Annotated in this window: 16 protein-coding genes and 1 tRNA gene; 14 read left to right on the forward strand and 3 right to left on the reverse strand. The window is 46.3% G+C overall.

All coding sequences use genetic code 11. The features are described from left to right. Positions 1-6 precede the first annotated feature (6 nt). From ACMXI2_RS02235 to ACMXI2_RS02245, 3 genes are read left to right on the forward strand one after another with little or no spacing between them, the layout of a single operon-like run. A complete protein-coding gene (locus ACMXI2_RS02235; RefSeq protein ID WP_483780098.1) occupies positions 7-1,347 on the forward strand; it encodes a MutS-related protein in 1,341 nt (446 codons plus the stop codon). A 2-nt stretch (positions 1,348-1,349) separates the two neighbouring features. Next, positions 1,350-2,678, forward strand: a complete 1,329-nt coding sequence (locus ACMXI2_RS02240) for a MutS-related protein (RefSeq protein ID WP_483780099.1) — start codon at positions 1,350-1,352, stop codon at positions 2,676-2,678. A 35-nt stretch (positions 2,679-2,713) separates the two neighbouring features. After that, entirely contained in the window at positions 2,714-5,509 is a 2,796-nt protein-coding gene (locus ACMXI2_RS02245) for a M16 family metallopeptidase (protein ID WP_483780100.1), read from the forward strand. A 138-nt stretch (positions 5,510-5,647) separates the two neighbouring features. Here ACMXI2_RS02245 and ACMXI2_RS02250 read toward each other — a convergent pair whose 3' ends face one another. The 3 genes from ACMXI2_RS02250 to nfi form a co-directional block, all read right to left on the reverse strand. Next, positions 5,648-6,226 (reverse strand): hypothetical protein, encoded by a 579-nt coding sequence (locus ACMXI2_RS02250; RefSeq protein ID WP_483780101.1) that lies wholly within the window; start codon positions 6,224-6,226, stop codon positions 5,648-5,650. A 167-nt stretch (positions 6,227-6,393) separates the two neighbouring features. After that, positions 6,394-6,467 (reverse strand) — tRNA-Asp (locus tag ACMXI2_RS02255). A gap of 70 nt (positions 6,468-6,537) precedes the next feature. Beyond that, positions 6,538-7,203, reverse strand: coding sequence for a deoxyribonuclease V (gene nfi / locus ACMXI2_RS02260; RefSeq protein WP_483780102.1), 666 nt, complete (start codon positions 7,201-7,203; stop codon positions 6,538-6,540). A gap of 308 nt (positions 7,204-7,511) precedes the next feature. On the opposite strand from nfi, the gene ACMXI2_RS02265 reads away from it, so the two are divergent. The 11 genes from ACMXI2_RS02265 (at position 7,512) to ACMXI2_RS02315 (ending at position 24,512) form a co-directional block, all read left to right on the forward strand. Beyond that, a complete protein-coding gene (locus ACMXI2_RS02265) occupies positions 7,512-8,111 on the forward strand; it encodes an RNA polymerase sigma factor (RefSeq protein ID WP_483780103.1) in 600 nt (199 codons plus the stop codon). A gap of 47 nt (positions 8,112-8,158) precedes the next feature. After that, the gene (locus ACMXI2_RS02270; RefSeq protein ID WP_483780104.1) at positions 8,159-9,112 is read left to right on the forward strand and encodes a FecR family protein; all 954 of its coding nucleotides are present in this window, start codon (positions 8,159-8,161) and stop codon (positions 9,110-9,112) included. A 33-nt stretch (positions 9,113-9,145) separates the two neighbouring features. After that, positions 9,146-12,529, forward strand: a complete 3,384-nt coding sequence (locus tag ACMXI2_RS02275; RefSeq protein ID WP_483780105.1) for a SusC/RagA family TonB-linked outer membrane protein — start codon at positions 9,146-9,148, stop codon at positions 12,527-12,529. Positions 12,530-12,546: 17 nt separating this feature from the next. After that, positions 12,547-14,148 (forward strand): RagB/SusD family nutrient uptake outer membrane protein, encoded by a 1,602-nt coding sequence (locus tag ACMXI2_RS02280; protein WP_483780106.1) that lies wholly within the window; start codon positions 12,547-12,549, stop codon positions 14,146-14,148. A 108-nt stretch (positions 14,149-14,256) separates the two neighbouring features. After that, positions 14,257-15,693 carry a hypothetical protein gene (locus ACMXI2_RS02285; RefSeq protein ID WP_483780107.1) on the forward strand — a complete coding sequence of 479 codons (1,437 nt, stop codon included), beginning with the start codon at positions 14,257-14,259 and terminating at the stop codon, positions 15,691-15,693. A 23-nt stretch (positions 15,694-15,716) separates the two neighbouring features. Beyond that, the gene (locus ACMXI2_RS02290; RefSeq protein WP_483780108.1) at positions 15,717-16,505 is read left to right on the forward strand and encodes a patatin-like phospholipase family protein; all 789 of its coding nucleotides are present in this window, start codon (positions 15,717-15,719) and stop codon (positions 16,503-16,505) included. 67 nt (positions 16,506-16,572) lie between these two features. Beyond that, a complete protein-coding gene (locus ACMXI2_RS02295) occupies positions 16,573-17,268 on the forward strand; it encodes a FadR/GntR family transcriptional regulator (RefSeq protein WP_079469191.1) in 696 nt (231 codons plus the stop codon). A 197-nt stretch (positions 17,269-17,465) separates the two neighbouring features. Further along, positions 17,466-20,840 carry a SusC/RagA family TonB-linked outer membrane protein gene (locus ACMXI2_RS02300; RefSeq protein WP_483780109.1) on the forward strand — a complete coding sequence of 1,125 codons (3,375 nt, stop codon included), beginning with the start codon at positions 17,466-17,468 and terminating at the stop codon, positions 20,838-20,840. An 18-nt stretch (positions 20,841-20,858) separates the two neighbouring features. Further along, on the forward strand, positions 20,859-22,430 hold the full coding sequence (locus ACMXI2_RS02305; protein ID WP_483780110.1) for a RagB/SusD family nutrient uptake outer membrane protein: 1,572 nt from the start codon (positions 20,859-20,861) through the stop codon (positions 22,428-22,430). A 22-nt stretch (positions 22,431-22,452) separates the two neighbouring features. Continuing rightward, positions 22,453-23,370 carry a dihydrodipicolinate synthase family protein gene (locus ACMXI2_RS02310; protein WP_483780111.1) on the forward strand — a complete coding sequence of 306 codons (918 nt, stop codon included), beginning with the start codon at positions 22,453-22,455 and terminating at the stop codon, positions 23,368-23,370. Further along, positions 23,367-24,512, forward strand: coding sequence for a hypothetical protein (locus tag ACMXI2_RS02315; protein WP_483780112.1), 1,146 nt, complete (start codon positions 23,367-23,369; stop codon positions 24,510-24,512). Before ACMXI2_RS02310 ends, ACMXI2_RS02315 begins: the two co-directional genes overlap by 4 nt. Position 24,513 lies beyond the last annotated feature (1 nt).

Here is a 24,513-nt window from a genome sequence, read left to right on the forward strand (position 1 = left end):
GGACATATGCTATTTACAACAGATCAGCAGACGCTGGAAGACCTGAACATCTTCGGTAAATACGGTGAAAATTCCATTTACCAGTTGTTTAACCATACCGCTTCAAGGGGAGGAGCATTGCTTTTAAAAGAAATGTTTAGTTATCCGTTATCAGATGAAAATGCCATCAATAAAAGAAGTGGTATCATTCAGTACCTGGCCATTAAAAATATAGCGTTTCCTTTTCAGAATGGGGATTTTGATGCCATTGAATCTTATCTGGACAACACAGACGAAAGGAGTAAACTGGCTGCGCAGCAGCATTCGGTCAGTAAAAGGTTAACCAACCTGATAGCTACGGATGTGGAAACAGCTGCGCTTCACAAAGGTGTAATAACCTTGGTTAAGGTGTTAAGAGGTTTTCATCGTTTTGTTAATGACCTTAACCTTGGCGCTGTTCATCCTTATCATACCGATAGGGATGACATAATGCAGTTACTAGCCGAGCCTTCGTTTGCTGTTTTCATCACACAAAAGGAACCGGGCAAACTATCAAATCTGGAAATATCTGACTATGATGTGTTGTTCAGGTTTCGGCACAGAGAATTGATTTTACAGTTGTTACGCCACATCTACTTTTTGGATGTTTATTGTGCCGCTGCGAAGGTTGCGCGAATACATGGTTTTGTTTTTGCAAAGGCAGTACCGAATCATCTTTATGTGCTTAATGTACAAGATGTATACCATCCGCATGTAAAAAATGCGGTTGCCAATTCGGTAGAAGTCAGTCAGAAAAATAACGTGATTTTTCTGACCGGAGCCAATATGGCTGGCAAATCAACTTTCATGAAATCCTTGAGTATCGCATTATTTCTGGCCCATATGGGCTTTCCGATAGCTGCTTCGGCTATGGAATTTTCCGTTTTAGATGGCATTTACACCACTATAAACCTGCCCGACAATCTGGGAATGGGTGCAAGCCATTTCTATGCGGAGGTGTTGAGGGCAAAAAAAATGGCGCTTGAACTGAGGGAAAGAAGCTTATTCGTATTGTTCGATGAATTGTTCAGAGGTACAAATGTAAAAGACGCCAGCGAGGCAACCATTGCTTTTACAGCGGCCTTTGCGGCAAAAAAGAAAAGCTTTTTTGTGATCTCGACTCATATTATTGAAGCCGGTGAAGTATTGAAAGGGCAATGCCCCGATATTAATTTTATTTATATGCCCACATTGATGGATGGCAATCAGCCGGTCTATACTTACCGGCTCGAAAAAGGGATAACCGCTGACAGGCACGGGATGGTAATTATTAACAACGAGGGTATTCTGGATATTCTTGAAGCAGGACTGGCAAAGAACAATAATTGACTATGAACTTTATAGCAGATAAACAAACAGTCACCGATCTGAACCTCTTGGGTAAATACAAGCCCGATTCCATTTATAGCATTTTTAATCAGGTGCGAACATCCGGGGGCGAAAGGCTGCTTCAGGAAATGTTCCGGCAGCCGCTTACTGATCATCATCAGATCAATGTGCGCAGTGCGCTATTTTCTTATTTCGGGCAGCAACAAACAGACTTTTCTGTTCAAACCGTGTTATTCCGGCAAATGGAAACCTACCTGGAGACAGGCAGCCAAAATAGCTTCATTGCAGCCTTTGCCTGCTCAGCATATCAAAAATTCGCGGCGAATTTTTTACGTGATGAGCAGTATCAGCTAGTGTACGCCGGCTTGTTAGCCAGTATAGAGGTGCTGAACTTATTTCGTGACTTTCTTTTTCAGTCTGATAAGGATTCCGGCAGTCCGTATGCAAAGGAGCGGCAAATGCTTGCGGATATTTTTCAAGACAGACGATTGGGCTGGTTGGATGAAGAACGGAATAACAAGCACCTGAGTTTGGTAAAAGTGGCAAGATACAACCACATTTTAAAATATGTGCTCCAGGATGAAATAGAGCAGTTGCTAAACGGAATGTACCGGCTCGATGTCTATATTACCGTTAGCCAGGTCGCCAGGCTCCACGGTTTACGATATGCAAAGGCCTTACCTAAATCAGAAAATATACTACAAATCGATTCCCTGCGCCATCCGGGTTTAGAGAAGGGAATTGCCAATCCCGTTTCCTTCGGAAAAGATCAAAACCTGTTATTCCTTACCGGGGCCAACATGGCTGGTAAGTCTACTTTTATGAAAGCATTCGGGATTGCCATATACCTGGGCCATATGGGCTTTCCCGTGGCAGCTTCCCGTATGACGTTTTCTACATTAGATGGAATCTATTCTTCTATTAATGTCGCAGATGATCTGAATATGGGATATAGTCATTTCTATGCGGAAGTGTTGCGGGTAAAAACTGTGGCTGAAGAAGTTGCGTCAGGGAAAAATCTGGCAGTGCTGTTTGATGAACTCTTTAAGGGAACTAATGTTAAAGATGCCTATGATGGGACACTGGCGGTGACTGAAGCGTTCTCAAAATATAGAAACTGTTTTTTCATCATTTCCACACACATCATTGAAGTAGCATCTGCGTTGAAAACAGCAGGCGATCATATTGCTTTTGCTTATCTGCCTACAGTAATGAAGGGCACAGTACCTCAATATACCTACCAGCTAAAAGAAGGGGTAACAGAGGACCGGCAAGGTATGATGATTATTGAAAATGAGGGGATTATAGGACTGTTTAAAGATCAATCTTAAAAAACTAACTTAAAAAAATGAAAAATCGGATATTTATGAAGCAGCGACTGCTGCTTGTTATTTTATTTGTTTCCATCAGCCAAGGTGCCTGCCGGGCGCAGGAAACCCAGCTTCCCCTTGACAGCAATGTTCGTAAAGGGACGCTTTCTAACGGATTTACCTATTACATCAGACAGAATTCGGAACCCCAAGGCCGGGTAATGCTTTCCCTGGTCAATAAAGTAGGTTCCATTTTAGAAACGGACCAGCAGCAGGGACTGGCACATTTCGTAGAACACATGAGTTTTAACGGAACTACACATTTCCCTAAGAATACACTGGTGGATTACCTGCAAAGAGCAGGATTAAAGTTTGGGGCTGACATCAATGCATCCACCAGTTTTGACCAGACTTTATATCAGCTCCCTCTCCCGGCTGATGATCCTGAAATTCTTAAAAATGGTATTCAAATTCTACGTGACTGGGCGCAGGAAGCCAGGCTTGAAGCTTCAGAGATCGAAAAGGAGAGAGGAGTTGTACTGGAAGAAAAACGCTCAAGAAAAGGAGTACAGGAACGTATACAAATGCAGACTTTTCCTATGATGACCAACCACTCGTTATATTCCAGGCGAATGCCAATCGGGACAGACGAAATACTTAACAATTTCAAACCTGAAACCATTCGTTCGTTTTATAAAGATTGGTATCGTCCGAACCTTCAGGCATTAATTGTAGTTGGAGACATCAACCCGGATGAAATTGAAGGCATGATAAAGAAAAAATTCTCTGATCTTAAAAACCCTGAACAGGAAAGGCCTCATGAGGTTCCAACAATTCCATTATCAGGAAGGAATCAATTTCTGGTAGTTACTGACAAAGAGATTACTTCTACCGCAGTTCAGGTGGTGATAAAGAGTAAAACCCCGGAATTGAAAACGGTTGAAGACTATAAACAGAGTATCATCCAGCAATTATTTAGTTCAATGTTACGCAACAGGTTTAATGAACTCAATCAAAGCAAAAGCACAGCTTTACTTAGTGGCGGCGCAAGTATTGGCGAGTTCCTTGGCGGTTTAAATACACTTACCATATCAGCAGGTAGCAGGACAGGTGAAATGGAAAAAGCCTTTAAGGAAGTATGGCGTGAAATCGTCAGAATCAGCAGATTTGGTTTTACCGAGTCTGAATTGGCCAGAGTAAAAATCAATCATCAATCTATGTTTGACGCAATAGCCAGGGAAAAAGGCAAGATCAATTCTGAACAATATGTGCAGGAATATGTTGCTCATTTCATGTCTGATCTTGCAGCCCCGGGCATCGATTATGAAACACAGCTGGTAGCGAAGGTACTACCTGAGATCACACTTATGCACATGGCTAACTTTGCTAAGGCCCAGTTTAAAAATATAGACAGGGACGTGATTCTGACAGCTCCGGAGAAGGACAAAGGTAGCCTTCCGGATGAGGTTACTTTTAATTCCTGGATCAAAGAAGTGGAGTCAGAAAATCTTCGGGCTAAGGTGGATCGGGCAGCCAGTAATACTTTATTGTTAAAGATGCCCGTGGCCGGCAAAATAGTTTCAGAAGAAAAAGACGCAGTCCTGAATATAACAAAGCTTACTCTGAGCAATGGTGTCAAAGTTATTCTTAAGCCAACTGATTTTAAAAACAACGCGGTGCATTTCGGAGGTTTTGCATGGGGTGGGGCTGGTGTTTACCCGGAAAAGGATTTTCAGTCGGCATCCAATTCTGCAAATATCATTGGTTCCTTTGGCGTGGGTAATTTAAATAATCTTGAGCTTGGTAAATATTTGACAGGTAAGGAGCTTCAGGTGCGTCCTGGAATTTCAGAATCCATGCAGTTTGTAAGGGGAGGTGCGTCGCTGAAGGATTTACCTGCCGCTCTGGAACTCTTATATGGTGTTTTTACGCAACCCCGGAAAGATGGTGATCAATTTGAGCAGGTATTGAACGGAGGACGGTCGAGCCTCAGTAACAGGGAAAACGACCCGATGGCTGTTTTCGAGGATACAGTTTCTGCGATATTGAATAATTACCACCCCAGGCGTACGGGCCCGAGTATGGAAAAACTGACCCAGCTTTCCCTTGACAGGATGTACGAAATCTATAGGGAGCGTTTTGGAGACGCAAGTGGCTTTACTTTTACATTTGTTGGCAGCTTTAAAGTAGATAGTATAAAACCACTGCTGGAACAATACATCGCCGCCTTACCCGCTAGCGGCCGTGTTGTCAAACCAAATCAGTTAGATATCCATGTACCCGAGGGAAAAATTGAAAAGACTGTATATAAAGGAACTGAAGACAAGGCAAACGTGCTGCTGGTACACTCCGGACTATGCGATTACAATTCGGCCAATCTCACTGAGCTGGATGCGTTAAAGGAAGTGCTGCTAATCCGTCTTACGCAGCGTTTGAGAGAGGAGGAGGCTGGTGTGTACAGCCCCTCAGTTTCTTTTTCCGCTATCAAATTTCCTGTGGCCCGGTATACTCTGACTGTTTCGTTTGCCTGTTCACCTCAAAATGTAGAGAAACTCATCGCAGCAACGCAGGATGAAATCAATAAATTAAAGAATGCAGGCCCGGAAAAAGTGAATGTGGACAAAGTTATTGCTGAAGGAATAAGGCGCCATGAAACTCAGATCAGGACCAACGGCTGGTGGATGGGCTACATTGATCAGAATATTCAAACCGGACAACTGCTGAAATCACCGGAGCATCTTGTCTCTGACATGAAAAATACAAGTCCCTCATTGCTAAAAGCAGCTGCCAATAAGTATCTGAGCGGCAAGAACTTTGCAAGGCTGGTATTAATGCCGGAATCAAAAAAATAAGACAATATGAGTTTCCTATTGCAATATGGCTCTGTCGAACGGAGAGCCATATTGCAATAGGAAATTTCCTTTTCGGTGTCGCCTTCAAAAATGTGATTTTGGAAAGGCAGATAAATTAAAGAGATTTGCTTTTTATCGCTAAGATTTGTTTCCCTTATGATAGACATCATCAAAGTTTTTAAACACTTCCAGATAGTGTCGTGAGTTTGGTTTCATCAGCTTACCTTTTTTATACACCAGGTCAAGTTCATTTTTCATTCCTTTGGGACTAACACCAAAAATTTGATGGAGCAGATCTGCGCATCTATCCGTTGGCGCAAGGAAACTTAATTTACTTGTCTTTTCCAATACATAAAATAGAAGAACCGGTGCCCGGTTTGACAACTGATCCTGTTTACATTTCTCCAACCAGGCTTGTTCCTTTCCTTCATACGCGATTATCGCAGTTTCAAGTTTAGGGAGAAAGTCAAGGTTGAAGGTAGGCCGATAGATGAAATAGTACAGTAGCACGTAAGCAAGTGCTCCTATCATAAATAAGGCACCAAGCTGAGCGCCATCGGTAATAATCAACGGGCTGGAGATAAGGATTACGAAAAGGGTACTTATACCTACTAACATGAGGTAATGTTGCAAGACATTTTCCCAATAATCACTAATCCAGTTTATGACGGATAGTGGCTGTAGGCAAAACGGCATAAGAAGAGCAATAACCTTCATGTGTTTTGTGAAATTGGGAATAAATGTAATTGTAGTTAATTGGTAAATCAAACGTGGCAAAGGAATGCATCCACCTCAAATTCAAACATCTCATTAAACTGAAATCGATTAACTAATCGACTATAAAAGAAAAACCCGCGACTAGCGCGGGTTCCTTCGAGATTTTGCGGACCGGACGGGACTCGAACCCGCGACCTCCGCCGTGACAGGGCGGCATTCTAACCAACTGAACTACCGATCCTTCCTACAGGCAAGCTTTTCAGCCATTCTGTATTCCCCCATTTGGGGTTGCAAATATATAAATAATAAATTCATTTCTCCAAATTTTTATACTCCAGTAATGCCAGCCGTCCGTAATGATCGGATATCCGGGTGGTTTCCGGTAAGCGGTACTGTGTACAAAGTTTCAGTACAATGTCGGTGGCGGTAGCCAGCGATATTTTATGTCCTGTGGAAACAAATACCGGGTTGGTAGCAGTTTGTGTTCGCAGGGCGTTGCCGATATGCTCACTGCCTTCTATTAGTGGGGCAAGGCTGCCTCTTTCTTCTCCGAGGTGATGGTATTCGCCGCATAGCCGTGTTTTGCCGCAGCCGATCACGGGTTTGTTAACCGTTACTCCAAAGTGGCAGGCCATTCCAAAACGGCGCTGATGGGCCAGTCCCTGACCATCGCAAACGATGAGGTCCGGGAAAAGCGGGAGTTTTTCCCAGGCTTTCAGAAGGGGAGGCATCTCCCGGAAGGAGAATAGTCCGGGGATATAGGGAAAGGTAACTTCCATACAATGGGTGGCTACGGCCACTACCTGCAGGGTGGTATAGTCCAGCAGTACAATGCTGCCTGCGATCAGGTTCGAATCTTTGTCGTATTCCACGTCGGCGCCGGCAATAATTTTAATGGTATCCGGTAATTCATCTGTGGCGATTACCTGCCGACGTAATTCTTCCTGTATGGCGATAGCTGCATCTTCGGTGAGCATAGGCGACTTTTAAAACAGATAGAAAGATACCGTTTTGAGGTAAGATGTACGCTTTATAAATATTCTTTCCCGTTTGAAAAAGTAAATTTATATTTGATTGACGCCAATCAGTCCACATTAAATTATCAATCAAAATACGGTAACAATTTAATTTTCAGTTCACGATGAAAAGTACAGGAACAATGTCACATCTTTCCTGTAAGGTCTTGCTAAATCGATTTTTAAGAGAAAAGTAGCCTGGAATTCCTAACGTTAATATCCACGTAATATTAGACAATTACTTTTGTAGGGACTGTTATATTCAACTTATGTCTGCGCTTAAGAAAATATCTTTCCATCATACATCCGGAAGTTCCGGCCAGGCTGAATTTGAAGCGGCTGTAGCGGCCTATTGGGATAAGTTGCTCGGCATTGCCGTGGCGAAAACCAATCCGCATGATGCATTTGATATTGTACAGGATGTACTGCTTTCACTATGGGTGAAATGGGAGGAAGTGCCTAAAGACGAAACGCTGGAGTTTTACCTGCTTCACGCCCTGAAACTGCGCATCTTTAAGTACTATCGCACTAATGGCCGTTACCAGGCACACCTGAAAAAACTGGAAGTATTATTAAACGACACACTGGAATCACCGGATGCAATAGGCTCCGATGAACTGCACGGACTGAAAGAAACCATTATCTCTGAAGCGCTGGAAATCCTTTCTCCCAGTCAGCGCCAGTTATTTATCCTTCGCGTAAACCATCACTATTCTTACCAGAAAATTGCGCAGCAACTAGGTATAGATGCAGGCTCCGCACGCGTTTTATACAGCCGAGCCCTTAAACAGGTAAAGGCGCATATTAAAGCAAATCCGGCTTTATCTGCCAGCCTTATCTCCTCTTTTTTGTTGTTTACAATTCCTTAACCTTAGATGGAGTTAACATTTTTTGTGTTGCGGGTATTCATTAACAGATGGCAACACAAAAATATCCGAGGGCTGAAGCCCTGTTGAAAAAGTTTCATGAAGGAAAATGTACGCGGGAAGAACTGGCACTACTGGACAACTGGTATGACGGTTTAAACAGCGAAGCAGCTTTGTCCGCCCTGGAATCAAACCTTTACCGGCAGCAGTTCCTGGCTAATTTTCACAGCATGCTCCCGGCAGCTCCGGTAGCGTGGTGGAAGAAACGTTCCATTCAATGGGCCGCAGCAGCCAGCATATTGTTGCTGGCTGGCGCAGGATTTATGTGGCGCCGTTATTCACAACAGCCGCCCGCCCGCCTGGCTTACAATAAATCATTCCAGGTTACCAATGAAACCAGCAATATTAAACTGGTAGTACTGCCGGATAGCTCCCGCATCTGGCTGAATACTGCGGCTTCCCTTAAATGGAAGGAAGACTATAATAAACAAAGCCGTAACGTACAACTCACCGGGGAAGGCTTTTTTGAAGTACAAGGCAACCGGAACAAACCATTCGTGATCCACACCAGGGATCTCGCTATCCAGGTACTTGGTACACAGTTTAACGTGGAAGCCTATGCCGGCGAAGGATTAACCCGTGTATCACTGGTACAGGGTAAAGTAAAAGTACGCACGGAAAAAGACAGTACCATACTGAAGCCCGGCTACGCCGCCGCCTATAATAATGAAGAGAAAGCACTGAATATTTTAGCTACAGAAGCCGGTAAAGTAGCCGCCTGGAAAGAAGGCGCCTTCGGCGCTACTGATCTGCCTTTCAAAGATGCCGTTATGCGATTGTGCACACGCAACGGTTATCAGGTGAAATGGGAGAACACACAAGGCATCGAAAAAAATGTTTCTGTACTCTTCAAAAAAGACAGCTTCGTAAAAATGCTGGGAAATCTATGTTACATCAGCCGTAAACAATTCCGTATTTCCGACAAACAGGTGATCATCTATTAAATAACACGTGAACGCTCCTGAAAATTTCAACACATGAAAATGACATTTACTTCCGCTGATCAGCATAGCCGCAGCAGCGGCCCTGCTGTATCCCGCATCAAACGATTCCTGCTAATGGGATGTGCCCTGTTGCCAGCTACCTTCGGATACGCCAGGCAAAACGGGTTGAGCGAAAAAGTGAAACTGGATATTTCCCGTGCCTCCCTCTCCCAGGTGCTGAGCGCACTGGGACACCAGAGCAGCTTTACATTTAACTATGTAAAACAGGACTTCGACAAAATTATTGTCAGGGATTTCAAACCGGATAATATTACGCTGAACGAAGCCCTTAACATGCTCCGTAGTAAATCAGGTATTGAGTACAGCGTGAGCGACAAAGCCATCCTGCTCAGGAAAGCAGAGAAAGATCCGGAAGTACAAACTACCCAGGTAGTTGCCCGTAAAATTACCGGTCGTGTAACCACCGAGAATAAAGAACCTATTCCCGGCGTATCTGTTTGGGTAAAAGGCACTAAAACAAGAACCGTTACAGATGTCGATGGCAAATTTGAAATCACCCTGGACAGTGATAAAGCCATACTCAGCTTCAGCTATGTAGGTTACGAAACAGTAGAAATGCCTGCCGGTAGCTCAGATACGGTGAACCTTACGCTGAAAACCAGCAACAACGCATTGAATGAAGTAGTGGTACTGGGTTATGGCACCGCAAAAAAAGGTGACCTCTCTGCAGCCGTAGCAGTAGTACCAGACATGAAGCAGATCAAGGAACGCCCGGTACTGGATGTGGCCAATATGTTACAAGGTAAAGTACCCGGTATCACGGTGGTAAGCAATGGTGGTCATACCAGCAATGCCAACAGTGTAGTAATCCGAGGCGTAGGTTCCCTGAATGATAATGTACTGTATGTGGTAGATGGCGTACCCGGTGCGCCTTATAACCCTGCTGATGTGGAATCCATCACAGTATTGAAAGATGCTGCTTCTGCTGCTATTTACGGCGCTTTCTCGGGTTCGGCAGGGGTTATCCTCATTACTACCCGCCAGGCTGCAAAAGGACTACCCAGCGTACAGTATACCGGCTTTGTTGGCGCCAAGGAACCCTGGCGCACATTGCAGTCACTCACAGCAGAACAGCAGGGTAAAGTATCCGACCTCGCGCAAACCAATGCCGGACTGACTCCGCTGGAAGGATGGAATCCTGCCAAAAACCCGGATGGCCTGGTAACGCGCACTAACTGGATGGATGAGATTTTCCGCACCGGTCTGATACAACGTCACAATATCAGCGTAAATGCCGGAACGGATAAATTTTCCACCCTCTTCCAGGCACGTTATGAGAAAGAAGAAGGTACGCTGATCAATACCTATAATAAAAATATTTCCCTGAGATTTAATGCAAATTATCAGTTTAGTAAGAACGTTAAACTGCGCCAGGATCTCTTCTGGAATAATAATGATAACAGGGATGCAGAAACCGCCAGTGGTTACAGCGGCGTTATTCTTTCTGCCTTGTACATGCCGCGCTCCGCTACCCCATACTACAGCGATGGTACCTTTGGCGGCGTAGGCCCAAGAGGTTCCCAGTATAACGGTATCTACGGAGATGTGATCAACCCGGTAGCCACCCTGCTGAGAAACCAACCCTATAACAAACGGAATGACCTGCAGTCGGCAACGGAGTTAACGGTGTCTGATATTATCCCTGGCCTTACTTACCTGTCCCGTTTTTCTTACCGTCAGCAAAATGCATTGTGGAAAAACTTTGAACCTAGAAGAACAGAGCCCGGAAAACCAAATGATCAGAATACTTTAACCTATTCTACAGATAAAGGATACAAATGGATTTGGGAAAATACCCTTAATTACAATAAGATCATCAACCGGCATAACATTGGTGTGATGGCATCTATGACAGGGCAGGAAGAATCTAACCGCAACTTTTCTGCCGCTGCCAAAGGATTTGAAAACGAATCCGACTGGGCGCAGTTTTTTACCAATGCCACCATCTTTGATCAGAATCAACCTGCCGATGATGAATGGAAAGACAGAACAGTTTCCTATGTAGGAAGATTATCCTATAGCTGGGCAGACCGTTACTTTGTAACCGCCAGTTACCGTAACGACGTTGCCGGCAGGTTAGCAGAAGGCTATCGCTCCAAAGGTTTCCCGGGTGTAACAGCCGCGTGGAAAATCAGCTCAGAGTCGTTCATGGATAATGTAAAATGGATGGATCTGCTCAAAATCAGGGGAAGCTGGGGAAGGATTGGTAACCTGGGTTCCATCGGACATTATTATGGTTATGCTAAACTCACTCCGGATTATACTTTCCAGGTGGGTGACGGTGCGCCAAGATCCAACTCACTCGCCAATGGAAGTGCATTTAACCGTTCCCTGTCCTGGGAAACTTCCCAGCAATCAGATATCGGTATCGACATCAGCGTCCTGAAACAGCGCCTGAATATTACCGCCGATTATTTTGATAAACTTACCTATGACCTGATCCAGCTGCAATCCAACTGGCCCAATACTTTCGGTATAGGCGCACCGTATATTAATAAAGGAGAAATCAGTAATAAAGGTTTTGAAGTAGCTGTAACCTGGAATGATCATATCGGTATGGTAGGATATAACCTGGGAGCTAATATCGCTACATTAAAGAACAGGGTGAAATCCATAGATGAGGATCCGGCTGCTACATGGGTACACACTGATGCCTTCAGAGGTGTGCTCACGCCTTTCCGCTCTAAAGTAGGGGAGCCATTTTATTCTTACTGGCTGATAAAAACTGCAGGTATCTTCCAATCGGATGACGAAGCAAAAGCTTATCAGAAAGACGGTAAAATGATTCAGCCTAGCGCAAAAGCCGGTGATCTGAAATTTGTGGATCAGAATGGCGACGGCTCCATCAATGACGGCGACCGCGTATACATGGGCAACGCATTTCCAAAACTTACTTACGGATTCACAGCCAACTTCACCTGGAAGAATTTTGACCTGAGCCTGTTTATGCAGGGCGTGGGCGGTGTAAAGCTGTTCAATGCTTTCAAAATGACTACCTTAAGCGGCTCCGAACAGGGATACAACCGTTGGGATAAAATCCTCGATGCCTGGTCTCCTGAAAATAAAGGATCCAACATCCCCCGTATCTCCGCAAATGATCCCAATAAAAATTTCCAGACCAACTCCGATTGGTATCTTGAAAATGGTAATTACCTGAGATTAAAGAACCTGTTGATCGGCTATACCTTTAAGAAAATGAGCTGGAATCAGGGCCTTCGTGTATACTTCAGCGGCGACAACCTCCTCACCTTTACCAAATACACCGGTATGGACCCGGAAGTAGGTGGTGTTGGTCTTGATGGCGGCCAGTTCCCGGTATCACGCGTGTTTTCCCTGGGTGCAAATATTAAATTCTGATCAAACCAAACGCTTTTATGAAAACAACATTCAAACATATATTTCTCGCGGGGTCGCTGATGTTGGGTGCAAGTGCCTGTAACAAATGGGTAGACACAAAGCCCAATGGCGCACCTACCACTGCTTTCTTCTGGCAAAGTGATAACGATCTCCGGAAGGCTACCAACGACATGTACGTAGCCATGCGTTATGAATCTACCTGGGGCCGTGATCTCTTCTGGGTACAGGACGCCAGCGATGACCTGATTGTAGGAAGGGCGAAGGCCGACGGTGAAAATATCAAGAACTTTATTCCAAGTGGCCGGGAAGGTTACCTGAAAAACGGATGGTCTGATCTGTATAAAATGATCAACCGCGCCAACCAGGTGATCCAGAATGTGCCCACTTCAAAAAATACTACGGAAGCAGCACGCAACCAGGCTTTGGGCGAAGCGTATTTTATGCGCGGATTTGCACATTTCTGGGTGGCTTACCTCTGGGGGCATAAAGACCAGGGCGTTCCCTTCGACGGACCGGAAAATCCTGAATTTGGAAAACGTATTCCTCCTCAGCTGCCATCTGTAACGGATAACTACGCGCAAATTGTCAGCGACATGGAAAAGGCAGCCTCCCTGCTGCCCCTCTTTGAAACATATAGCACCTCCGATCAGGGACGCGCCCACAGAGCCGCGGCCTGGGGGTATATGGTAAAAGTATACGCTTACTGGGCGCAGTACGACGCTTCCAAATGGGCATTGATCCCGGCACTCGCGGATAAGATCAGGGATGAAGGACACCGTGCGCTCATCAAAGGAAAAGAAAACAGCCAGCAGAACTACCGCGCTGTTTTCAGTATTGCCAATAACTGGAGTTCAGAATATATGTGGTCTGTTACCTCCGGTGTACAGGGTGGTTCCGAATTTCCGGGCGTAGTACTGGAAAATACCGGTTGGGCTATTTTCAACGGCTGGGGCTATTTCCAGCCAACAGAAGAACTGTATGATGAATACGAAGCGAATGATCCAAGACGGGAAGTAACCATCCTGAAATTTGGGGATAAATTCACCTTCTTTGGCCTGGTGCGTTCTTATTACTCTACTAACAGTTTGTCTGGTTTCCAGATGAATAAGTATATGGAGCCTTACTCTTATGGTAAAGATGGTGTTATTACAACCAATACCAACATCAACCAGAGCCCCGATTATCCAACTACTGCACTCAATTTGCCGTTGATGCGTTATGCGGAAATCCTGCTCTTTAAAGCAGAAGCGCTGATCAAACTGGGCAGAGGCGGCGAAGCCGCTGCTCCGCTGAATGAAGTACGCAGCCGCGTAGGACTGGCAGCTATTGCAAATCCTACAATGGAGGATCTCAAGCACGAACGCCGCGTGGAACTGGCCTGCGAATGGACAGACCGTCTGCAGGACCTCAAAAGATGGGGCGATTATGCGAAGATCAATGCACCTTTGCATGGCCGTATCCATAGCGATAAGGTAAACCCATTGTCGTCTTACGAAATAAAACAGGTATGGCCGGCACGTAATTTTGATCCGGCCAAACATATGGCATGGCCTATGAATCCTGATGTAATAGCGCAGAGTAACGGCGTGTACAAGCAGGTGCCGGGCTGGAGAAACTAACAGGCAATAGCGAACAATGATACAGGCGGATGGTAAGAGTAAAGATATTTATATATCTTCACTCTTACCATTCGCCTCTTTTGTTTCACTCCTTATGCTCATTGTACTATGCCACGGAATTATTTGTTTACCGCCATCCTCTTCTTTACTGCTCTTATGATCGGCTGTGCGGAACATGGTCCTGCACAAACCAGCCAGGCAGTCGCCGACTCCATACCGGTTACCAGCCGGCCATTGTTCAGGGATTTTATGGGCATCAACGGCCACGTAACTTTCAAGCCTGATTTGTATAAACAGGTATGCCGGCTGGTGCGCAGTTATCATAACATCAGCTGGGATGTGAAAGCGCCCGGCGATGCTATCACCATACCTAATACCATCAATCATATTAACTGGAAACAGGACGTTTATGGCCCGTGGAAAGCCGCCGGGTTTGAAACAGATATCTGTATGCAGTTTCTGGGAGTAGGATTGGGCAGTCCGGATTACAAACAATTATGGGCTGGTAAGGAGCAGTGGGCATATGATTACGGCAAAGCGATGGCCGCTTATTATGGCCCTTCGGGGGCGGAGAAATTATGTACCTCCCTGGAAATTGATAATGAGCCGGGCACCAGGTTTGATCCGGCGCTTTTTAAAACCCTGTTCACAAAGATGGCAGAGGGCGTGCGTGCCGGCGATCCGGCGATGAAGATTGTTACGCCGGCAGTGGCGGTGAAAGCAGATCCTTATTCGCAGGGATTGAATGATTTGTATATAGATAAAAAAATACTTCCCCTCTATGATGTGATCAATGTGCATACTTATCCTACCATAGAAAAATCTGCTGATAGTGAAAACAGCTGGAACCGAAGCTACCCCGAAGATAATTCCCTGCAGTATCTCAAAGTAATTGAAGACGCTATTGCATGGCGCAACCAACATGCAAAAGACAAGGAAGTATGGGTAACCGAATTTGGATATGATGCGTGTACGCAGGAAGCTATGAAACACCGGAAAGACTGGTCGCTGAAACTGAACTGGCAGGGCGCCAGTGATCTGCAGCAGGCGCAGTACCTGGTGCGGTCATTCCTGGTGTTTGCCACGCTTGATATCCGGCGCGCTTACCTGTATTATTATAACGATGAAGATGAAGCCTCTTTTCACGCCGCCTCCGGGCTTACGAGGAATTTTGTTCCGAAAATGTCGTTCTGGGCGGTGAAGCAATTGTACCAGACATTGGGAGATTATCGTTTCCGGCGTGTGGTAAAGAAAGAAACGGATTCTCTGTATGTGTTTGAATTTATAAAGGGAGATGATCCGAATTTGCTGGTATGGGTGGCCTGGTCGCCTACAGGAGCCAGCACCCATCAGCAGAAAGGATATCGGCCGCATGTAATAAATGCGGTACTTGATAACCCGCCGTCATGGCCTGTTAGCACTGCTGCCATGACTACGGCGAATGAACCTGCAAAACAAGTGAAGTGGGAGAAAGCAGGGGATACGGCTATACGTTTAGAGGTAGGGGAGAGCCCTGTTTACATTATGTTTCAAACGGGCCAATAAAAAGGTTTTTCTATATTAGCCGAATGAATGAACAACAAACCCGCCCGCCTGTGAAACGACCATTTGTTTTATCCGGCGGTGGCGCCAGGGGATATGCCCACCTGGGCGTTTTAAAGGCATTTTCCGAACAGGATATTTACCCGGAAGCGATTTCCGCTACCAGCGCGGGTTCTATCGTAGCTGCCTTTATTTGTGATGGATACAGTACCGATGAGGTGAGGGAAATATTCCGGGTGCATAAGCTCGGGCTGTCGATGCACTGGCGGAACTGGCGTGCCGGTTTCCTGTCTCTCAAAAAAGTAGCAGAAGTACTGAAGCAAACACTCCGGCACCAGACATTTGAAGAACTGGATACTCCTTTGTACGTGGCAGCCACTGATTTTTTAACAGGCAATCAGCGTATTTTCAGTGAAGGCCCGCTGATCCCGGCCGTCCTGGCGGCATCTTCTGTGCCGCTGTTGTTTCCGCCTGTGGAGATAAACGGGGTGCACTATGTGGATGGCGGTCTTTCCGGCAACCTACCCATAGAGCCACTGCTGGCGGAATACCGCGATATCATTGGCGTGCATGTAAACCCGCTTAGACCTTACAACCCGGCAGAAGGTTTCCTGGCCAATGTGGAAAGAACCCTGCACCTGGCTATCCGTGAGCCGGTGCTGAAGAATAAATTGTTGTGCAGTTATTTTATTGAACCGGAAGATCTGGGCAAATTCGGCATGTTCGACTTCAAGCGGCTGGAAGCCATTTATACCTCCGGTCTTGAATATACCCGCCGCCGGTTACAGGAACATCCGGCGATACTGCATGGATAAACAAACGGTATTATTGAGGGGATCTGTTATTTTGTAGTACATTTAAACAAAATATCACACCTGTTTTATGGGAATTGGGAATTTACATATCGATATTGAAAAAGTGAGTTATAAAACGATGGCAGATGAAGTGGAGATGAAGCTGCTGGAGTATCTCAAAAAGCAATCCTTTAAACCCGGGGATGCATTGCCGAAGGAAATGGAGCTGACCGAAGCCCTGGGCGTGAGCCGCAACGTATTGCGCGAAGCCCTCAGCCGTTTAAGGATGCTGGGCATGATTGAAACAAAAAAGAGACGAGGCATGGTATTGTCCAGCCCCGATATTTTGGGGTCGCTGGAACGGGTGATGGACCCGCTTATCATCGACGATGCCACACTGCAGGATATTTTTGAATTACGGCTTACGCTGGAAATGGGACTGGCAGACATCTTATATATCCGCAAAACAAAAAAAGATATTGAAGAACTGGAGAAGATCGCCCTCAGCCAGAAAACAACTCCCACCAAACAAAATTTCCGGATCAAACATGAAGTGGAGTTTCATGGCAAAATTTACCAGATGACCGGTAACCGCACCATGCAACGCTTTCAGACGATGTTGCTTCCTATTTTCGGCCACCTGGTGAATGAAGAAAAAGTACCGATTGTAGGCAAGGTGTCGCATATCGACCTGGTAAACTTACTGAAGAATGGTACCCGGGAACAGTTCCGCGAAGGCATGCGGAAACATCTTGAACATCATTTCAAGAAGTTGAAGAAGTAGGCACGATAAGTTACAGCATACCACTGCCTCGCTTTCAAAGTGGCTACAGCCTTTACTTTTATACATTATTCCATACACATCCTTTTCTTTTTTTGAGAAATGTTTTGCAGTATGGATTTTTTTAGGCAATTTTAATATGTAGTACATAAGTATTTAAGAATATTAGTACAAGTTTTATTGTCTAAACAAATTCCCGTATGAAAATTGCTCTCAACAAACTGATGGGGGTATTCCTTGCCATTGCCATCAGTACAATAGCTGTAGCTCAGCCAAAGAAAATCACCGGCAGGATCATCTCTTCAGAAGATCAGCAGCCACTACCCGGTGTCAGCATTGTCATCAAAGGAAAGAAAACGGCCACCATCACCAATGCAGAAGGCTATTTCAGCATAGCAGCCACACCTGAAGATGTATTGCGCATTTCCTATATCGGGTTTACGCCGCAGGAAATCGTAGCGGGAAACCGTACTATGGTGAACATCTCCCTGGTATCCGCTACTTCTAAAATGGATGAAGTAATAGTAGTCGGATATGGTACACAAAAGAAAAGCAGCCTCACGGCATCGGTAGCACGACTGGATAAACGTATCCTCGAATCCGGTATACGCGCCAACCCCGCACAGGCGCTGGCGGGCACGATTGCCGGGGTGAGAGTGTCCACCAACTCCGGTAAGCCTGGCGCTATCCCCAACATCATCCTCAGGGGAGGTACCAACTTCGATGGCTCCGGCAGCCCGCTCATCATCATCGACGGACAATTCCGCCCCTCTTTAAGCGATATCAACCCCGAAGATATTGCCAGTATGGAAGTACTGAAAGATGCATCTGCCACCGCCATCTACGGCGCCCGCGCCAGCAACGGCGTAATCATGATCACCACCAAAAGAGGAAAATCAGGGACATCTGAAATTAACCTGAAAGTAAAAACAGGCTTCAACTATTTAAATTCTCCCTACACCCTGCTCACCCCGGAAGAATATTTATACTGGGGCAGAAAAGCATTGGTGGAAACTTATAAGGTAAACGGTAACCAAAGTCTGCTTAACGCTTCGGGGCCACGCGGTACCGGCAACGTTTATAAAGATGCCGCAGGAAATATCATTGACGGCAACTACGACCTCAATGCCGTATTCAGCCCCATGCGCTTAACAGATCAGAACAGGGAACTGCTCTCCGCCAACGACGGCTGGAAAGTAATGAAAGACGCTATCCCCACCAATGCCGCCGGTCAGTATGATCCCAACGGTACCTATGCAGATCTTATTTATAAAGGCTTTAGTTATGGAGACAATGCCTTTAACAAAAAATCACTCACACAGGATTATAATATCAGTATGACGGGGGGTAACGAAAAAGGCGCTTACTATGCCAACCTCGGTTATTATAATGAAGATGGTATTGCGCGTAAGTCGTTCTACAAGCGACTGAATTTTACGCTCAACGGCGATTATAAAATAAGGACCTGGCTGAAGTCGGAAAGCAACGTATCTTTTTCCCGCGCTAACTCCAGGGATCAGGCGCAAACCAGCGATGTGAATTACTGGGGACGTTTACTGATGGCCGCGCCCACCATGCGTGGCAGCAACTCCAATGGAGAACCGCTCCTGGGAAGGAACGCAGGCGACGGTAACCCCGCCGTAAACATGGATAAATATTCCCGTAAAAACCAGGCGGATAAGTTTACCCTCGCGCAATCTTTTAAAGTAGATCTGTATAAAGATCTCTACTTCAGAATAGGCGCTATTCTCATGTACGACGAAAGCTTTAAGGAATCATTCAATAAAGACTTTCGTACCGGCGTGATGAGCAAAACAGATCCTAATGCAGGATGGGACCGCACCCGCAGCAGTAGCGCAGCCTTTGATCGCACGGTTCGTCAAACCTATAATGCTACGCTGAACTACACCAAAATTATCCACGACGATCATAATATCGATGCGATGATCGGCGGTGAATTTTTTGATGCTTATAACTATGGATTATCGGCCAGCGGAAAACTGGCGCCTACGGATGATTTTCCCACACTTGGATTAACATCCAGCGACGCCAACACCCGCGGGCAAAATTCGTATCACCTGCGGGAACGCATCCTGTCCGGCTTTGGCCGTATTAACTACGACTGGAAAGGGAAATACCTCGCTACGTTTACGGCCAGGAGGGACGGCTATTCCAGGCTGATAGGCGATAACCAGTATGGCCTGTTTCCCGGCGCTTCCGTAGGCTGGCTGCTGCATAAGGAAAACTTTATGGTGAACACCGGTAAGTGGTTATCCTTCCTGAAACTCCGTGGCAGCTGGGGAAAGAATGGTAACATCGGTGAAGTAGGAAAGCGCTCCGACGGCACTATTGATGTATACTCCCTGCAGGGAGGTTACCCGGCTACGACCCGCTATGAAAGCGTAATCGGATTTTCATTGGGTGGTATCCCCAATCCCGGCTTACGATGGGAGAAAACCAATACTATTGAAGGGGCCGTGGAATACGGATTATTTAATAACCGTCTGAACGGAAGTATTGCCTTTTACAACAGGAACACGAGCGATAAAATTGCGAGCGTGAATCTGCCTGGATCTGCAGGTGTAAACAGTATCCTCACCAACAACGGATCTATGCGGAACAGGGGATTTGAAGCAGACCTGAATTATAAAGTATTGCAGTCGGGCAACTGGAATGTTAGCGTGGGCGCCAACGTAGCGTGGAATAAAAATATGGTGTTGAAGCTGCCGTTTAACGGGAATGAAAAGAACCGTCAGAACGGGGCGCAGATTTACGATCCTGCCAGTGGCAGAGTAATATGGGCCGGCGGTTTGCAGGAGGGACAGGAACCTGGCGAAATATTTGGCTACTTAACAGATGGCATCATCAGAACTACCGCTGATTTAGCAGCTTATAACAAAATAGATCTCGCTGCCGGCCAGGTGCAGCTGAACAACGCTGCAGGCCGGCCGGTTGCCAGTCAGCAGCTGATAGATAAAAATGGGCTCACCGGCTTCTGGGCCACCAGCCTCGGTGATATGAAATGGAAAGATCTCGACAGAAACGACACCATCGATTTCAGGGACCGCGTATCATTAGGCCGCACTATTCCACGCTGGACCGGCGGATTCAATGTAGCCGCCGGCTGGAAGGGCTTACAGCTGTTTGCCCGTCTTGATTACGCCATCGGTTTTATGCAGATGGATGTAAAACAAATGTGGGCGCTAGGTAGCATGCAGGGCGAATTCAACGGCACCGACCTGGTGAAAGATACCTGGACACCGGAAAATCCCAATGCAAAGTATCCCATCTATGTAAACCAGGATCAGCAGCTGAAAAAGAACTACGACCGGCACAGCGATATGTTCTGGAAAAACTCCAGCTATCTCGCTTTCCGGGAAATAACGCTGAGCTATGTAGTGCCGAAAAAGATACTCAATAACGCAAACATTGCCGGCTTAACAGTAATGGTAACCGGGCAAAACCTGGGATACATCAGCAATAAAATGCTGGCACTGCCGGAACGTACCGGGCAGCAGGATGGCGTATATACGATTCCTACATCACTGGTATTTTCCGCTAATCTCACTTTCTAACGTATCAAATCAGCACTCATGAAAACAACATATATTTTCCTGCTGGCACTGATATTAACTGCTGCCAGCTCCTGTAAGAAAACACTACAATTGTCGCCGGAAGATTCTTTTGGAGATGCTAACTTCTGGAAGAATGAAGCGCAGATCACCAACTACATGGTGGGATTGCATAACGAGTTCCGCAACGACCAGTTCCAGTTTTTCCGGTTGGGCGAAATGCGCGGCGGTGGCCTAACCACAGAAGAAGCTTTTACCTTGTCGTTGCAGGAAAGCCCCATTATTGAGCAACGGATAGAGGAGAACGTTTCCGGGGTGAATAACTGGGCCGGATTTTATGGACCTATCTTACAAATAAATCTCTTTATACAAAAAGTAGAAGCAACGGGTTTTTTGGGAGATGATAAAAAGAAATACCTGCTTGGCCAGGCATATGCCATGAGAGCCTGTTACTATTTTCACCTGTTACGTACCTACGGTGGTGTGCCGCTGCGGTTAACCCCTGATGTGGCAAATGGTGTAACAGACCCGGTATTGCTACGCATGCCACGGGCTACTGAAGCAGACGTACTTGCATCGGTGAAGTCGGATGTGGATAAGGCTGTTGGCAATTTTGGTACAGCCGCTGCAAAGGGCAAAGGACAATGGTCACCGGCGGCGGCATTAATGCTGAAAGGTGAAATCTATTTATGGTCTGCCAGAGTGTATGGTAACACGGCAGATCTGGCTACCGCAAAAGCGGCGCTTAATGCTGTAACAGGCGCCAGTTTGTTGCCAAAGTTCAGCGACGTGTTTGCTTATACCAATAAGAAAAACAGTGAAATTATTTTTGCTATTTCTTTCATGGTAAATGAAGCTGAAATGTCTACCGTGTCGTTGTTTACCTACGACCTGCCCGGCATAGCGCAGGACTGGTACGCGGATTCACTCGCCTCTGCACCAAAGCTCACCGATCCGCTGAACATCGGGCAGGTAAATTCAAAACAGATCATTCAACGTTACCGTTATAGCTTCAGATTATTCCAGAGCTATGATAACCTGGATCAGCGCAAAGCAGCTACCTTCTACGATTTCTATAAAGTAGATAAAACCAGCGGAACCCCGGTGGTGAAAGTACGTAATACTGTATTGCGTAAATTCCTGGGTACTTTTGATGCAGTAACGCAAAAGCGGTATTTCTCCGACGACTGGCCCGTTTACCGTGAGGCCGACCGTTTGCTGATGCTCGCGGAAATAGTGAATGCGGAAGGTGGCGATCCGTCGCCTTACATCAAAGCCGTGCGCGACCGTGCTTTTGGCGGCCCGGGGATAGATCCTGCTCCTTTTGTAAATTCGTCTAAGGATGCCAATGAACTTGCCATCTTCACGGAACGCAGCAAAGAGTTTGTACATGAAGGCAAGCGATGGTATGATCTGCGGAGGATGAAATACGGCAATGAACCGCTGGTATTTATCAATGCAGGCCATCCTTTTGGCGTACTGAATAAAGCCACGCAGGGATATAAAATATTATGGCCAATCGACGCCAATGTATGGACCACTGATTTGCTGGTTAATCAAACACCTGGTTACGCAACTTCAAAACCCGAATAACCCAATATAAAAGTATCATTTCATGAAGCATGAACATATCGAAGGACTGATTGCGGCCGCATTTACCCCCTTTCACGGGGATGGTTCCCTGAACCTGGAGCTGATACCTGCTTTAACAGATAAGCTGGTAGAAGACGGCTTAAAAGGAATATTTGTTTGCGGTAGTAATGGCGAAGGTCCTAACATGACCACTGAAGAAAGAATGCAGGTAGCGGAAGCATTTGTAAAAGCAGCCAGGAAGCGTTTGCTGATCATTGTACATGTAGGTCACAGCAGCATTGCCGAATCGCGGAAACTGGCTGCGCATGCAGCGTCCATCGGTGCGGATGCATTTTCCTCAGTGGCGGCATTTTATTTTAAACCCACTTCCGTACAGGTACTGGCAGATTGTATGGCAGATATTGCCGCCGCCGCGCCCACGCTGCCGTTTTACTATTATCATATTCCCACGCTTACCGGTGTAGGCATGGATATGATGGAGTTCCTGGAAATAGCCGGCAACAGGATTCCCAACCTGGCGGGGATCAAATACACTTCGTCCACCATCCAGGAATATCAATCCTGTTTTAATTACCAGAACGGCCGCTTTGATGTGCTGTTCGGGTTCGATGAGTTGTTACTGCCCGCGCTGGCAGTAGGCGCCAGGGGCGCTATCGGCAGCACGTATACTTTTGCAGCGCCGTTATATCTGCAAACAAAAGCGTATTTTGAAAAGGGCGATATAAAGGCCGCGCAGCAGCAGCATTTATTCATGGTGGAGGTGATCAGAATCTTTGCAAAATACCCGCCTATACCTGCTCAAAAAGCCATTATGAAGATGCTGGGCTGGGACCTGGGTCCGTGCAGGCTGCCATTAACCACGTTTACGCCTGCACAGTACGATAAACTGTATCAGGAGCTGGATGCCATATCATTTTTTCAGAAAGTACAACCTTCATGAAACGGATACTTTATTCAATATTTATGATGATAACGGTGAACACAATCAACGCCCAGGAAAAAAATGTGGATAAAGTGCAATGGCAGGTGGCAGCGGTACTGCCGCCTGCCGCCGGGCAATCCGTACAACCCGGTGTAGCCGGGCCGGTAACAGGCGTCAGCAATAATGTAATGATCGTTGCCGGCGGCGCTAATTTTCCTGACACTATGCCCTGGAATGGCGGTATAAAAAATTATAAGCAGGACATTTATATTTTCCGGAAAGATGAAAAAGACAATGTGCTGCCCGGCATTGTAAGCCGGCAAACATTGCCGCAACCACTGGCGTATAGCGCCAGCGTGAGCACACCAACAGGACTTATTTACGCTGGTGGTGAAAATGATCATGGCCCCACGGATAAGGTGACGCGATTAACCTGTGATGCTACAGGGCACATTAGTTTTACAATGCTGCCATCGTTGCCGGTGGCGCTCACCAATTTATCGGCTGCATGTTATCAGCAAATGCTGTATGTAGCCGGAGGCGAATCGGTGAGTGGACCATCCGCTAAATTCTTTTCGCTGGATATATCCACGCCGGGCGCTGCCTGGCAAACGCTGGCAGATATACCGGTGGCCGTTTCCCACGCGGTGATGGCCATACAGGATGGCGCGGTGTACCTGATCGGTGGCCGGCGGAAAAACAGCAACGGCATCAGCGACATTTTTAATACCACCTACCGCTACGATTTGTATACAAAGGCATGGGCGCTCAAAGATCCACTGCCTTATCCCGTTTCCGCAGGAACGGGGCTGGCAGCAGGGGATCATGAAATCCTGTTTTTCAGCGGCGACAAAGGAGCAATATTCAGCAAAGTAGAAGCGCTGAACGCCGCCATCAGTGCGGCTACTGACAGTATCAAAAAGGAAACGCTGACAAACGAGAAGAAAACACTGTTAAATACGCATCCGGGGTTTACAAAGGAAGTATGGCTGTATAACACCACCACCGGCCAATGGAAAGCAATAAATGCTTTAACGATGGAAGGTCCTGTTACCACCACCGCATTTTTGTGGAACGGGGTTATCATAATTCCTTCGGGAGAAATAAAAGCAGGCGTGCGTACGCCGGTAATAATTTCAGGTAAATTAATTTTCAACTGAT

This window comes from Chitinophaga sp. G7 BAM 1005, from assembly GCF_057126945.1.